Raw genomic sequence first — 14,007 nt, 5'->3', positions numbered from 1 at the left:
AGGATGGCCGCACGGGAGACCAGGCCAAGCTATTTTAGTGGCATTCTATTTTGAATGCGACATTGCCTTTGTCATCGCGTTGAAGCAGAACCGATTTGTCTCATCCGGAGGATGCAATGGAAGCTGATGATCTAAAGCATTCGAGTTTCGCAAAATCTCATCTGAAATATTATGATAATCGAGCATCCGACTTTTCGGGCCGTTTCCTGCGTTGGTTTCTCGAGCATCTTTTACGGTTAGATGAATTCCAGGCCGATGATGCGGCGGTAGATGCGAAGCATGATAAAGGCGTGGACGCGATTTACGTCGATGACATAGCCGAAACGATTTTTATTGTTCAGGCCAAGACAAAAACCAGTGATGCAGCGACTCTTGGCGATACTGATTTAAAGGAGTTCTCCGGGACGCTCGTGCAGTTCACCAGCGGCGAGAAGGTTGGTCAGTTGGCCGACGAGACTAAGAATGAGCGTCTCAAGCAGTCACTCAATCGCAACGATGTCGCTAAAAAAGTTGACGCTGGATACACGGTTCAAGGCGTGTTCATTACAAATATCCCCGCAAATGATGATGCGCGAGCCTATCTCCAGAAAATCGATAACATCGAACTTTACGACGCCGAAGCTATTTCCCGAGAGTATGTCGATTTGGTGGTGGATGGCGGCATATCGGAGGAATTTTGGTTCGATGTCTCAGACAGTGAGGTAATCGCGTATGACGCCGGCGGGGCGTCTGCTCGTATCTTTTTAGCCCCCCGCTCTCAACATCGTGAAAATGTCGGGGATCTCTGATGGAAAGCTTTTTGAGCAGAATGTTCGTTCGTCGCTTGGAAATACCAAAGTCAATCGCAGCTTACGCGAAAGTGTAAGGAAGAAGGATGAGCATGCTAACTTTCCATTATACCATAATGGAATAAATGTTCTTTGTGCGGAGATAACTGCCGAAGATAGCGAGAAAATAAACATCAAAGAATATGTGGTCGTGAACGGGGCGCAAAGTTTAACATCGTTGCTGGCCGAAAAGTCAAAACTATCAGACGATCTCAAAATTCTAGTAAAGCTGATCGAGGTGAAGGGTGATGTAGCTCTTTCTCAAAAGATAACCCGCAACAGCAACAATCAGAATGCCATTAAGGCTAGGGATCTCAAGTCAAACGAGAATATTCAAAAAAGACTGAAAGCGGAGGTGGACGAGGCGACTGGTGGCAAGGTCGCGTACGAGATAAAGCAGGGTGAAGATAATAAAGGGAAGGAGGTAATCCATAACGAAATAGCTGGTCTCGTTTTGTTGGCCCTCGATTTGGGCGAGCCATGGAGTTGTCACCAAAAATACAAGGTGATGGATCAGCTTTACTCAGATATCTTCGCTCGACCGACCGTCAACGGTTCAAAGATCTACGCGCTCTTCGAGGCTTTCCGCTCGGTAGTACCCGCACTGTCTGAAATCGACAACGATGCTTTCGCAAACTACACCTTGACGAGATACTACCTTGCCTACCTTGTCGCTTCGATAATTCGATCTGACCCCATTGGCGAAAAGGTTTTAGCAAATCTCGATAGGGTAGTAAGTAATGGTAAACTGAGCGATTTTGTTTCTGCTTTTTCGGACTTGGCGGTAGCTGCGGCGAACGATCTCAATGCTGAGGTTGCCGCTGAAGACGATGAGGTATTCGATCATAAGACTAATCTGAAGAGTAAAAAGTGGTGTGAGGCTACTGCTGCGCGAATTTTAGCCCAATATAAAAAGGATGTTGCGAGGAAGAAGGCTGATCCGATTGAATCACAATTTGGCGCTCTATTAGTCGAGCCGGAAGTGAGTAAGTAGGTTCACAGATTCAGGACTTCTGAAGTGACCTTCGGCGTTTTCATGCACAAGGATGGGTCGATCTACGACGACATTCCCGAGGTGCATTACCAGTTTCCGAAAAGCTATCTCAGTCGCGCCCAGCAAATGGTCGGCGACTGGATCGTTTATCGCGAGCCGGTCAAGATTTCGAAGTCCAAGGGCTTCTTCGCGGTGGCGAAGGTCGAGGAAATCATTCCTGATCCGACAGAGCCTGACCGCTATCGTGCGATCATCGAGAGGGGCAGCTATCTGCCTTTCGAACCGACCGTGCCGCATATCGTGAATGGCGAGCAGGTTGAGCGCGGAGTTCTCAACGAAGAAGGCAAAGTATCTGGCCGTGCCCAAGCCGCCGTCCGCCCGCTATCGCCTTCCGACTTTGCTCGTATCATCTCGCTCGGCCTGCCGGATGAGGACTTCTTGCCTCGAAGCGATGACGAAGTGGTCGAGGACAACCGCGTCCGCGAGCATCAGACCCCGTTCGAAATCAAGCGGCCCATCGTCCAGTCGCTCGTCTCCAAGCCATTCCGCGACCGCGCTTTCCGCCGCGCCGTGATGCACGCCTATGATGGCCGCTGCGCGGTGACAGGCTGGAAGCTAGTCAATGGTGGCGGTCGCTTGGAAGCGCAGGCCGCGCACATCCGCCCGGTCGAGCATGGCGGCCCTGACAGCGTGCGCAACGGCCTTGCGTTATCGGGCACTGCGCATTGGATGTTCGACCGAGGATTGATCGGCCTGTCGGACGAGCTCGACATCATGGTTTCAAGACAGGTGAATGACCCAGCTAGCGTTGAAGGCAACATCAATAGAACCGTCAAGGCGCTGGTCCCTGCAAGAGAGTCAGATAAGCCCCATCACCAATTCATCGCTTGGCATCGGGAGCATTGCTTTAAGCACTAATCCTTGACCGGCATCTCGTCGTCTTCCGCCAGGCCTGAAATATTCAGAAGGTAGGAACCTACACTGACCAAAGCTTCATCGGTCAGCCGCATAAGGAGGACGCGGCCATCTTCCTCGGACTTGCGCTCTGATATCATCCCTTCATTTTCAAGCTGTTCGATATAGCGAAGCGCGGTGGTAGGCGGGCAATGTGCTGCTATCTGCGCAGCATTCTTGGGGATGTCCTTCCCGACAACGGAATTCGCAAACAGATCGAGCAAGAGATCCCATGCGGGCTCGCCGAAGTGAGCGCTCGGGATCAGTTCTTCACGTACGCGGCGGGCGTGATGCTCCCGGCGGGCGATCAGCGCCAGCGCGGAGGCGTGCAGCTTGATTGTATGGAGATCGTACACCTTGCGCCCCGCGAAGCGAGGCTCTGCCGACAGCGCTTGCAGCTTCCGGCCAGCCTCCTGAATATCGGCAGCCACAAGGCGCAAAGCCTGATCGAAATTGCGCGAACTCATGTGCCCCCTTCACGAAGTAGGAGGCACGTAGCGAGAAATGGTTGCGAGGTGGCTTCGTAGGACTACGCAGTCGGCTACCTAGTTCCGATCAATCCCATCCCTCATCCTTCAGCGTCCGCACCCTCGGTCCGGTGTCCTCGCTCTCCTTCACCTCGCGCTTGCACCAGCCCGGTGGGGGTAGGGCGGTCGGCTCGTCCTTGTCCTCCGAATGTTTCTCGGCGGCGGGGTCGATATAGAGTTCGTGTTCCGGATCGCGGGTGCAGTCGTAGCCGGCGGCGCGGTCGGCTTCGATGGCGGCTTCGACTTCGGCGCGCAGGGCTTTCACGCGGGGACTCTCGCGGCGATCGCGGTCGATGATCTTCTGGCGGTATTCCTCGACCTTTCGGTCGAGGGTGGCGCGGATTTGGTCGGGGGAGACTTGCTTGCGCTCGGCCTCCCATTCGGCGCGCCATTCCTTCTTCTTGCGCTCCAGCTCCATTTTGCCGACCGCGTCCGGGCCTTTTGCGCGGCCTTCGGTGAAGCGCTCGGACGCGCGGTTGCGGAGCATGAACATCAGCAGGCGGTCGTTATATGCGGTGCGGCTGCCGATCAGCTTGCCATAAGAGTACACCGGCACCTCCACGCCGTTGAGCGCGCGGTCCATCGCGACATCCTCGATCCGCTGCACGCCGAGGTCGAGCGCGGCGGCCCAGGCCTTGCGGAAGCTCTCCGCGCCTTTCTGGCGGCGCAGGTGATAGGCGCCGACGGTGCTCATGTTGACCGCGCGGCAGGCGGCCTCGACGCTGCCGGTATCGGCGAGCGCTTCGATGAAGCGGCGCTGGCGGTCGTCGGTCCAGCCATCATGCCGATTGGTCTGGCGGGGGACGGGGGTGAAGGCGGGAAGCTCGCCTGCCGGAACGGGGAGGCGGGTCTCGCGGGGGTCTGTGCGTCGGGTCATCCGCGAGCGTGAAGCAGATTTCGGGCGTGTAGGAAAATGGGGGGGTGGGAGAGGGGGAGGGGGAGAGGAGTTTTTGTTTTGCGCACCCGCATCCGCGGGCGCGTCCTCGCTAGATGTGCAGCAAGCTGCACCCGCTGCGGGCGGGCGGTCGCCCTTGCCTCGGCTACGCCTCGGTTCTCTAGGAGAGGATAGACTAGCGCTGGATCCGGGCCGGCGGAGGCCCGGCAAGGCCGGAAGCGCAGTCGAAGACGCAGCTGGCCAAAGGCCACCTGCACGGCCGCCCGCAGCGATGCGACCTTCAGGTCGCGTGAGCGAGGATAGCCTAAGGCTGCGTACGCGGCCGCCGGCGCTTGAGGCCAAACAGACTACGCCGCGATATCGTGGAGGAATTCGGCTACCGCGACCTCGAGCTGGCCGAGCTCGCCGGTGATCGTGGCGAACATGTCCTCTACCCGCACGGCCTTCTCGTCGATCTCCTGCGCAGAGGCGCTGACGGCGGCGATGGTCTCGGCCATGGTGCGCGCGGTCATCGCGGTCTCGTCGATCATGCTGGCGATGGTCGTGACCTGGCCCGACTGCGCCTCCATCGTGCGTTCGAAGCTGGAGGTGGTCTGCGAGACCTGGCCGATGCTCTGCGCGATGGCGAGGTTGGCCTGGACCGTGCGCCCGCCGGAGGACTGGATGCCCTCGACCTGGCGGACGATCTCGTCGGTGGCGACCTCGGTCTGCTTGGCGAGCGACTTCACTTCCTCGGCGACGACCGCGAAGCCGCGGCCCGCCTCGCCGGCATGCGCCGCCTCGATCGTGGCGTTGAGGGCGAGCATGCGGGTGAGGTCGGCGACCTGGCGGATCATGCCGACGACGCTCTCGATCTCGGTGGTGTGCTGGCTGAGCGCGTTGATGACTTCGCCGGCCGCATCCGCCTCGCGCGCGGCATCGGTGCTGACGCGGCTGATCTCTCCGACCGAGCGGCGGGTGGTGTCGATGCTCTCGACCAGCGTGGCGGATTCCTGCGCGGCATTGCCCATCACATTGGCGGACTGTTCAGCCGCGGCGGCGATCTCGGCGGCGTTGGTGGCCATGGAGGCGGTGGAGCGGCGAGCACGCTGGGCCAGCTTGCTCACCGCGCTGCCGCGCTTGTTGGCGTGGCCGACGAGCTCCGCGATGGTGGTGCGAAAGCGATCTGCGATTTCCTTGCGGCGGTCGGCTTCCTTGTAGCGCGCGATGCGATTGACACGGGCGACAGCGAGTTCGCAAGCCATATGGTTGATCGCGCCGAGGACGGTCAATCGTGCGGCCCGCTCCTCAGCATCGGCGGCGTTCTCGACTGCGAGCGCCTTCACCCGGTTGAAGGAGAGGTGCATCAGGGCGATGACGCGATAGGGATCGGTCTTGTTCTCGGTGATCCAGTTGCCGACGCCGGCGGCAACCTTCATCCAGGTATCGTCGATCGTGCGGCCGAAGTGCATGATCATGCACTTGCGCATCGCTTCCAGCGTGGCGGCAACATCGAAGTCGGGCGGCAGGTCGCCATCGCGGACCTGAGCCGAGAGGCGCTCCTCCATCGGGGCCATGATCCAGTCGAGATGCGGTTCGGCCTCGGCCCAGATGCGCGCGATGAGCTGCTGTTCTGCCGGCCCGATGTTGAAATACTTCAGCCGCTCGCCGACATCGATCTTGCCGCTGTCCGATTGGATTTGCTGCATGATACTGAAAATCCCCCAAAACCAGACCGGTAAACGATCTAGCCTGGAGGATTTACAGTATAGTTAACGCCGAGTGATGGCCGCATCAGGCAGGCCGCGTCTGCCCATTGCCATGGACCAAGTATTTAAAGCTGCACAGTTGTTCCAGGCCGACCGGCCCGCGGGCGTGCATCTTGCCGGTCGCGATGCCGATTTCCGCGCCCATGCCGAATTCGCCGCCATCGGCGAACTGAGTGCTGGCGTTGCGCATGACGATGGCACTGTCGATGCTGTCCATGAAGCGCTTCGCCGCGGCATCGTCCTCGGTCATGATCGCGTCGGTATGGTGCGAGCTGTAGGTCGAGACCCACTCGATCGCATCGTCGATGCCGTCCACCACCTTCACCGAGGCGATAGGATCGAGATATTCGGTGCCCCAGTCTTCATCGGTGGCAGGCGTGAGGCGTCCGTCGATCGACACGGCAGTTTCGTCGCCACGCAGTTCACAATCATTGCCCATAATCTCGACGAGGCGGGGAATGAAATCCTGCGCCACGGCCTTGTCGACCACCACGCTTTCGGTGGCCCCGCAAACGCCGGTCCGGCGCAGCTTGGCGTTGCGGATGACCTCTGCCGCCTTGTCGAGATCGGCGGCTTCGTGGACGTAGCTGTGGCAATTGCCGTCGAGGTGGAGGAGGGTGGGAACCTTCGCCTTGTCGCGCACCAGCTCGACGAGGCCGCGCCCACCGCGCGGGATGACGAGATCGACATGCTCGACCGCTTCGAGCAGCGCAGCGACGGCGGCACGATCGGTGGTCTGGATCGTCTGCACCGCATCGCCCGGCAGGTCCGCAGCCTTGAGGCCGGCCTGCATGCACTCGACGATCACGCGCGTCGAATGGCGGCTTTCCGATCCACCGCGCAGGATGACAGCATTGCCGCTCTTGAGGCACAGGGCGCTCGCATCCGCGCCGACGTTCGGGCGGCTTTCGTAGATCATGCCGATGACGCCGATGGGCACGGCGACACGCTGGATTTCGAGGCCGTTCGGGCGGTCGAAGGTCGCCAGAACGCGGCCCACGGGATCGTCGAGATCGGCGATCTCTTCCAGCGCGGAGGCCATGCCTTCGACGCGGTCTTCGGTCAGACGCAAGCGGTCGATGAAGCTCTCGGGCTTGCTGCCAGCCACGCTGTCGACATCCTTGCCATTGGCTTCGAGAAGTTCCGCCATGCGCGAACGCAGCGCCTTGGCTGCCTCACGCAGGGCGAGGTTCTTCTGGTCGGTCCCCGCGATCGCCAGCTTGCGCGAAGCGTCGCGAGCACGGCTACCGAGTTCGTGGACGTGGATCTGTGGGTCGAGTTTCTGGTCGGTCATAAATCTTGCTTTCTTGTCAGGGGGCAGGAGGCGCGGATCAGCGCAACTCGACCGCCCGGTTGTAGGCCGCTTCAAGTGTTTCACGCATCTTGCGGGAAATGGTTCCGTCGCCATTCAGCGCGTCCAGCCCGGCGGCAGTCGTCCCGCCCTTGCTGGTGACGGAGTTGCGCAGGTCTTCGAGGCCGGCTGCTCCCGGTTCCAGCGCCATTGCGGTGGCGCCTTCGATCGTGCCGAGAACCAGAACGCGCGCTTCGTCTTCGTCGAAGCCCATCTCCATCGCGGCGGCGACATAGGCGCGCGCAATTTCGAACACATAGCCGGGGCCGGAGCCGGCCACGGCGGTTACCCGATCGATCTTGTCCTCGCTGTCGACGACGACGGCGGTCCCGGTGCGGCCCATCATCGTTTCGGCATGGGCGAGGGCGGGGCCCCGGCCCTTGTCGTCCGCACACAAGCCGCTGACGCCCTTGCCGACGGCGGCGGGCAGGTTGGGCATCACACGCACTGCGGGGGCTCCGCCCATCAACTGTGACAGGCGCGACAGCGAGCAGCCGGCTGCAATGGAGAGCACATAGCCATTCTCGGACAGCATCGAGGCATAGTCGGGCAGGATATCGTCGATCATCTGCGGCTTGATCGCGACGATGACGACATCGAACGTCTCGCTCGCAATTTCGCTGCGATCCCGGACGAGCCGGGCGCCGTCCGGAGCGCTGTCCAGCGCCGGATCGACAACCGTGAACTGCTCGTTCCCTTGCATCCAGTGCGAAAGCAGGGCACCTCCCATCTTGCCGCATCCGACCATGACGATGTTGAAATAAGTAATGACTAGCCTCTTTCGTGTTTAATTCTTGTTTTTGCTTAACAGTGAAAACCGATTTGCGAAGAACGTAACCGATCTTTTAGTAAGAGAGATTTGCGAGATCGAATTCGCCAAAAAAATCTGCGATCTGTGGTTGTGCACTGCACCATAGATACCTACCATCTGGGTCGAAAATTTCAAGCCGTATGGATTGTCTATTGTGACTAAGAAACGCAAGATTGTTATAAAGATCGGCTCCGCGCTGCTCGCCAACCAGGACATGCTGACCCCGCGCTTCGGCTTCCTCCAGCGCCTCATGGAGGACATGGCGCGGCTTCGTAACCAGGGGCATGAGGTCATCCTGTGTTCGTCGGGATCCGTCGCGCTGGGCTTGCGCATCGTGGGGGAAACGCCCGAGTCCGCCGGGGTTTCCGACAAGCAGGCCGCCGCTGCCTGCGGTATGCCGCTGCTCCTTAATGCCTACAAGCAGGTCGGCTATGAGTTCGGCCTCGAGATTGCGCAGGTTTTGCTGACGCTGGGCGATTTCGAAGACCACCGCCGGTTCCTCAACACGCGCAACACCGTGCATCGCCTGCTCGAGGCGCAAGTCATCCCGATCATCAACGAGAACGATTCCATCACAACCGAGGAAATCCGCGTCGGCGACAACGACCGGCTGGCGGCGAAGGTCGCGCAGATGGTCGGGGCGGAAGATCTCATCATTCTCACCGGCGTCGACGGCCTCTACGATCGCAATCCGGACGATCCCGAAGCGAAATTCGTGCCCGAAGTCACCGATGTTTCCGAATATATGGAGGCCACCAAGGGCAAGAGTACGCTGGGGACGGGCGGCATGGCCACCAAGCTGCAGGCTGCCAACATGGCGCAAGAGGCCGGCTGCACCACATGGATTGCGCAAGGCGAAGTCGACCGGCCGCTCACCAGCGTCCTGTCGCAAGAGCGTCGCTCCACCAAGATCCTCCCCTATCCCAATCCGATCTCGGGCTGGGACAGCTGGATTGCCAACCGCCTGCAAATGGCGGGCAGCCTCGTGGTCAGCGACACGGTGTTCGAAACCATGGAAGGTCGCGAGCGCGCTATCCGCCGTGAGGACATTATCTCGATGGACGGCGATTTCACGCGCGGCGACGTTCTGCATATCTACGACAAGCAGGGTATCGAGCGGGCGCGCGGCCTTAGCGATTTCACTTCGGAAGAAGTGCGCGTGCTGACCAACAATCCCGACGCGGATGCCGACCAGCTGCTCGGCTATCACACCAAGGGCGAAATCATTCGCGGCGCGAACCTCGTACCGCTGGAAACGCGCCATCTTCTGTGGGACGCACCAGCCGCCATCACCGAGTAGGACAAAAAATTTTCGCCTCTCCTTGGAACCGAGGGCGAGCGATCCTAATTGTGTATTTGCGGACCGGGCCCCTCTGGCGGGCGGTCGTTTGACCTCCCGTGATGTCGGACCGCATCGGATATGCCGATGCGTGCTGGCGGGCTTCCCTTCCCCCCCTCCCAGCTAGCCAGGCGCATCGGCTATCCGATCGATAGACATATCGACCGAGGAGATAGCGATGACCGCCCGCATGTTCCGCCTGATGCTGATGCACCAGCGCATTGACGAACGCCTGCGCCTGGAATTGCGCAAGCGTGCGCCCGACCTGGGCGAATTTGCAAGGCTGCAATTGCTGCGTTCGCGCGCCAAGCGACTGTTCGCTCGTCTTGCGCGTCGCGCTGCTCCGGCCTGAGATTTGCCATGGTGAAGGCAGTAGCCCCCATGCTGCGCGATTTCCTGCAAAAGGAATCGGCTGGCGGCATCGTCCTGATTTGTGCCGCGATCCTCGCGATGACCGTCGCGAATAGTCCCATGTCCTCAGCCTATCTGGCTGGGCTGGACATTCCGGTGGTGGCCGGGATCGGCAGTTTCGTCATCGACAAGCCGCTGCTGCTCTGGATTAACGACGGCCTGATGGCCGTGTTCTTCTTCCTCGTCGGCCTCGAAGTGAAGCGCGAGGTTCTGGACGGTCAATTGTCGAGCTGGAACAGGGCCTCCCTGCCGCTGGTCGCGGCGATCGGCGGCATGGCTTTGCCCGCTCTCGTCTTCGTCGGCATCAATAGCGGCAGCCCGCAGAACCTGGCAGGCTGGGCCATTCCGGCGGCGACTGACATCGCTTTCGCGCTCGGCATTCTGGCCCTGCTGGGCCCCCGGGTGCCGGTGGCGCTCAAGGCTCTGCTACTGGCGGTGGCGGTTATCGACGATATCGGTGCCATAACCGTGATCGCGCTGTTTTATACAGGCAGCATCGACATGACGATGCTCGGTTCGGGTGCCATCGTCCTGCTGCTGCTCGGCCTTGTCGGACGCATGCGGGTTGCCTCGAGCATCCCCTATGTCCTGCTTTCGATCCTGCTCTGGGTCTTTATTCTGAAGTCCGGCGTGCACGCGACGCTCGCGGGCGTCGCAGCAGCGCTGTGCGTGCCGATGCAGGCCCGCGGTGATGCACGGCCGCTCGAGCGGATGGAGCATGCGTTGCACCCGTGGGTCGCGTTCCTGGTGATACCGATTTTCGGCTTCGCGAATGCCGGCGTGACACTGGCGGGCATTCAGCCTGCGTCGCTGTTCGATCCATTGCCGCTTGGTATTGCCCTTGGCCTGCTTGTCGGCAAGCAATTGGGCATCTTCGGTTTCGCGTGGATAGCGGTGAAGGCAGGTATCGCTTCCCTGCCGGAAAGCGTGACCTGGAGGCAGATCCACGGGCTGTCGCTGCTGGCCGCGATCGGTTTCACGATGAGCCTTTTCATCGGCAATCTCGCTTTCGCCGATCCGGCGCAGGTCGATGCTGTGAAGCTGGGCGTGCTCAGCGGATCGACCATCGCGGCGATCCTTGGCTATGCGCTCATCCGGTCGAGCCTGCCTCGGTCGCTGGATGAGTCCGAGCCCGAGGTATCTGCGACATAGGGCAGGGCACAAGCGCACGAACTTCACTTGGCGTTCAGCAGGGCGCTGGCTATAGGCTGGCCCCATGACCATGCATTCGCATTCCCCAAGCAAGCTCATTCTCGCCGGTTTCGTGGCCGGAGCCAGTGTCCTCACCGCAGGCTGCGCCGGGCGCGGTGGCGGGGACGACCTTAAGAACACCGCCTATGTCGCGCGCGATGTGGAAACGCTGTACCGCGAGGCGAAGAGCCGGCTGGACGCGGGCAATGCGACGCTTGCCGCCGCCCTGTTCGACGAGGTGGAACGCCAGCACCCCTATTCGCCCTGGGCGCGCCGCGCGCAGCTGATGAGCGCGTTCAGCTATTACGTCGCACAGGAATACAACCCGGCGATCCAGTCGGCCCAGCGGTTCCTTTCGATCCACCCGGGCAACAAAGACGCGCCCTATGCTTACTACCTGATCGCGCTTAGCTATTACGAGCAGATCAGCGATGTGCAGCGCGACCAGAAGATCACCGAACAGGCGCTGACCGCGCTGCAAGAAGTGAATCGTCGTTTCCCGACCACGCAATACGCCGCCGATGCGCGGCTCAAGATCGACCTGGTGCAGGATCACCTTGCCGGCAAGGAGATGGAGATCGGGCGGCACTACGAACGGTCCGGCCAGTGGATCGCCGCGCAGATCCGCTTCCAGAACGTGGTCGAGAATTTCCAGACCACCAGCCACACGCCCGAAGCGCTTTATCGTCTGACTGAGACCAGCCTGGCACTCGGCATTCCGAGCGAGGCGCAGAAGTATGCTGCCGTGCTGGGGGCTAACTATCCGGGCAACGAGTGGTACGAGAAGGCTTTCGCGCTGATGCAGCGGCACGCGCCGGGCGCCACCGCCAGCTGAGCTTTTCCAGGCTCGATTAACGCTATTTTTCCCGCTGCGTCGGTAGGTTCGGCGGTATGGCTCGCTTTGTCCTATCCGTTATCGCCGTGGTCGCGGCATCGCTTTGCGCGGTCCCGCAGACGGCCCATCCTGCCGACGCGCTCGTCGGCGGAGAGATCGCTGCACCCGGAGAGGTGCGGATCGGCGGCGTCCTCGACGGGCGACGGGACCGCATCGACTTCCGCGATGTCTCCGTCCTGATAAACGGTGCGCCTGTTGGCCTTGGGGCGGACGGGCACTTTGCCGTTACTCTGCCCATCGCTCCGATCTATCGGCTCGATATTCGCGGACCGGGCGTCTTCACCGCCGTACAGACTTTCGGCCACGCCGAACTGCGCGACGATGCTTGCGATTGCCTCGCTATCCCGGCCATCGAAGTGGTGGCGCGCAAGGAGGGCCGGATCGAGCTGTTCTTCGGCGGCGATACCATGGCAGGACGCCGCTATTTCGAGCCGTCCTCTGGCCAACGGCAACTGCTGTTCCGCGAAAGCCTCGCCGCAGATCTCGACCGGCTGCTCGCGCCGATGCGCCCCTACATGGAGAGCGCAGACCTGGCGTCGGTCAATCTCGAGACGGTCTTGGCAGACGAGGCTCCCGGACCGCGCCTGCCGGGCAAAAGCATCACTTTTTTCTCTCCGCCAGAACTGGCAGCGGCGCTGAAACGCGCCGGGGTCGATTACGTCACTCTCGGGAACAACCATATTTATGATTACGGCGAGCCGGGTATCGCCTCGACCATCGCCGCGCTGGATCGCGCCGGCCTCGCCCATTCGGGTGCGGGCCATGACGAGACGCTGGCCGATCGAGCTGCCGAGTTGGACGTCGACGGAACGTCGCTTGCCATGCTGGGCTTCGTCGGTTGGGAAGGCTCGAACGGCGCGCACCAGGTCGCGACGGCCGTAAAAGGCGGCGCGGCGTTCGGCACGCGCGGGCAAGTTAGGCGCAGCGTCGAGCGCGAGCGCAAGCGCCGCAATGTGCCGGTGCTGCAATATCACGGCGGTGCGGAATATATCGACCGTCCCAGCGAAACCACCGTCGGCCGCCTGCGCGAGGCGGTGGAGCAGGGCGCGCCGCTCGCCATCGGCCATCACCCGCACCTCGTTATGGGCGTGGAGGTCTATCGCAGGGCACTGGTCGCACCGTCGATCGGCAACTTCCTGTTCGACCAGCAGCATCCTCGCACCCATGTGACCTATGCTATCCGTGCGATCCTCGAGAAGGGGCGCTTTCTGCGTGCAGAGTTCGTGCCGGTAGGCGTGATCGATTACCGACCCATGCCTGCGGTCGGCGCCATGCGCGAGCGCGTCCTGCGCCGCCTGTTCGGCTTCTCGGCTGAGCGCGGGACACAGCTTGCGATGAGTGGCGGGCATGTGGTCGCCTATGCCGATCAGCGCGCCGGCATGTCCACTAGCTGCCATCGTAGGGCCGCGGACGAGTTCACGCTCGCCGGTTTTGCACCAGCCTGCGAAGGCATGCGATTGGGGCGCGATGTCATTGGACGCGGCGATTTCGCCATGGCGCGCGAAGGTGATGCGATGGAGCGCGCCTTCATGAGCGACGATGCGGGTCTCGAAGTCGCCTCCCGCGATGGCGAGGCCTACGCTGTGCTGCGCCCGGAAAAGGTGGCCTCCAGCCCAACACTCTTCACCCACGCCTACCTGCGCGATGTGCCCGCCGGCGCATATACTGTGCGGGCGCGGGTGAAGCTGTCGGTGGCGGTGCGGGTCGAGCTGCGCATCAAGGATCGACCTCAGCCGGGCGAGCAGCCCAGCGCCCGCTGGCGCGGCGACATCCTCGAAACTCGAGACATGCCCGCCGCCGAGGCATGGCAGGACATTAGCTTCGATTTCGTCAGACCCGAGGAAGCGGATGGCAACACCCGCCCCTTCCGCCCGATCCTGCGCTTCGTTTCGACGGCGCAAAGCGGTAATCTCGAACCCATCGCCATCGACGATTTCGAGCTCATCTCTTGGAGCGTCAGCGGCTCATCCGAAGCCGACCGCTGGCATGCCTCGCACGTCGCGCAATAATTCACAGGCCCGCCGCCTGCCATCGTGACGCGGCCATCGGCCTGCGCTAAGCACA

At 61.2% G+C, this 14,007-nt stretch carries 13 protein-coding genes; 8 read left to right on the top strand and 5 right to left on the bottom strand.

The features are described 5' to 3' along the window. Positions 1-116: 116 nt before the first annotated feature. Genes ACSH0F_RS07020 through ACSH0F_RS07010 form a run of 3 tightly spaced genes read left to right on the top strand, consistent with a single transcriptional unit; the run spans position 117 to position 2,739 of the window. Entirely contained in the window at positions 117-788 is a 672-nt protein-coding gene (locus ACSH0F_RS07020) for a restriction endonuclease (RefSeq protein WP_435201271.1), read from the top strand. Then, positions 772-1,821 carry an AIPR family protein gene (locus tag ACSH0F_RS07015; RefSeq protein ID WP_435201269.1) on the top strand — a complete coding sequence of 350 codons (1,050 nt, stop codon included), beginning with the start codon at positions 772-774 and terminating at the stop codon, positions 1,819-1,821. Before ACSH0F_RS07020 ends, ACSH0F_RS07015 begins: the two co-directional genes overlap by 17 nt. A 24-nt stretch (positions 1,822-1,845) precedes the next feature. Further along, positions 1,846-2,739, top strand: a complete 894-nt coding sequence (locus ACSH0F_RS07010; RefSeq protein WP_435201267.1) for an HNH endonuclease — start codon at positions 1,846-1,848, stop codon at positions 2,737-2,739. Here ACSH0F_RS07010 and ACSH0F_RS07005 read toward each other — a convergent pair. The 5 genes from ACSH0F_RS07005 to ACSH0F_RS06985 form a co-directional block, all read right to left on the bottom strand. Then, positions 2,736-3,242 carry a hypothetical protein gene (locus ACSH0F_RS07005; protein WP_435201265.1) on the bottom strand — a complete coding sequence of 169 codons (507 nt, stop codon included), beginning with the start codon at positions 3,240-3,242 and terminating at the stop codon, positions 2,736-2,738. The genes ACSH0F_RS07010 and ACSH0F_RS07005 overlap by 4 nt on opposite strands. Before the next feature lie 88 nt (positions 3,243-3,330). Beyond that, positions 3,331-4,179, bottom strand: coding sequence for a hypothetical protein (locus ACSH0F_RS07000; RefSeq protein ID WP_435201263.1), 849 nt, complete (start codon positions 4,177-4,179; stop codon positions 3,331-3,333). Positions 4,180-4,544: 365 nt separating this feature from the next. Next, complete coding sequence (locus ACSH0F_RS06995; protein WP_435201261.1) at positions 4,545-5,885, bottom strand: methyl-accepting chemotaxis protein; 1,341 nt, start codon at positions 5,883-5,885, stop codon at positions 4,545-4,547. An 85-nt stretch (positions 5,886-5,970) separates the two neighbouring features. After that, positions 5,971-7,239, bottom strand: coding sequence for a glutamate-5-semialdehyde dehydrogenase (locus ACSH0F_RS06990; protein WP_435201259.1), 1,269 nt, complete (start codon positions 7,237-7,239; stop codon positions 5,971-5,973). A 37-nt stretch (positions 7,240-7,276) separates the two neighbouring features. Continuing rightward, positions 7,277-8,044, bottom strand: a complete 768-nt coding sequence (locus ACSH0F_RS06985; RefSeq protein ID WP_435201257.1) for a pyrroline-5-carboxylate reductase family protein — start codon at positions 8,042-8,044, stop codon at positions 7,277-7,279. A 217-nt stretch (positions 8,045-8,261) separates the two neighbouring features. Between ACSH0F_RS06985 and proB the strand changes: the two genes are divergently transcribed. The 5 genes from proB (at position 8,262) to ACSH0F_RS06960 (ending at position 13,952) form a co-directional block, all read left to right on the top strand. Next, positions 8,262-9,407, top strand: coding sequence for a glutamate 5-kinase (gene proB, locus ACSH0F_RS06980; RefSeq protein ID WP_435201255.1), 1,146 nt, complete (start codon positions 8,262-8,264; stop codon positions 9,405-9,407). A gap of 217 nt (positions 9,408-9,624) precedes the next feature. Continuing rightward, on the top strand, positions 9,625-9,798 hold the full coding sequence (locus ACSH0F_RS06975; RefSeq protein WP_435201253.1) for a DUF465 domain-containing protein: 174 nt from the start codon (positions 9,625-9,627) through the stop codon (positions 9,796-9,798). Between the two features lie 8 nt (positions 9,799-9,806). Continuing rightward, a complete protein-coding gene (gene nhaA, locus ACSH0F_RS06970; RefSeq protein WP_435201251.1) occupies positions 9,807-11,009 on the top strand; it encodes a Na+/H+ antiporter NhaA in 1,203 nt (400 codons plus the stop codon). A 70-nt stretch (positions 11,010-11,079) separates the two neighbouring features. Further along, positions 11,080-11,883: an outer membrane protein assembly factor BamD gene (locus tag ACSH0F_RS06965; protein ID WP_435202187.1), complete on the top strand. Its 804-nt coding sequence runs from the start codon at positions 11,080-11,082 to the stop codon at positions 11,881-11,883. A gap of 56 nt (positions 11,884-11,939) precedes the next feature. Further along, positions 11,940-13,952, top strand: coding sequence for a CapA family protein (locus ACSH0F_RS06960; RefSeq protein WP_435201249.1), 2,013 nt, complete (start codon positions 11,940-11,942; stop codon positions 13,950-13,952). Positions 13,953-14,007 lie beyond the last annotated feature (55 nt).

This window comes from Qipengyuania sp. 902 (assembly GCF_051195295.1).
GTDB lineage: Bacteria > Pseudomonadota > Alphaproteobacteria > Sphingomonadales > Sphingomonadaceae > Qipengyuania.
This window is presented reverse-complemented; position numbering and strand designations above follow the sequence as displayed.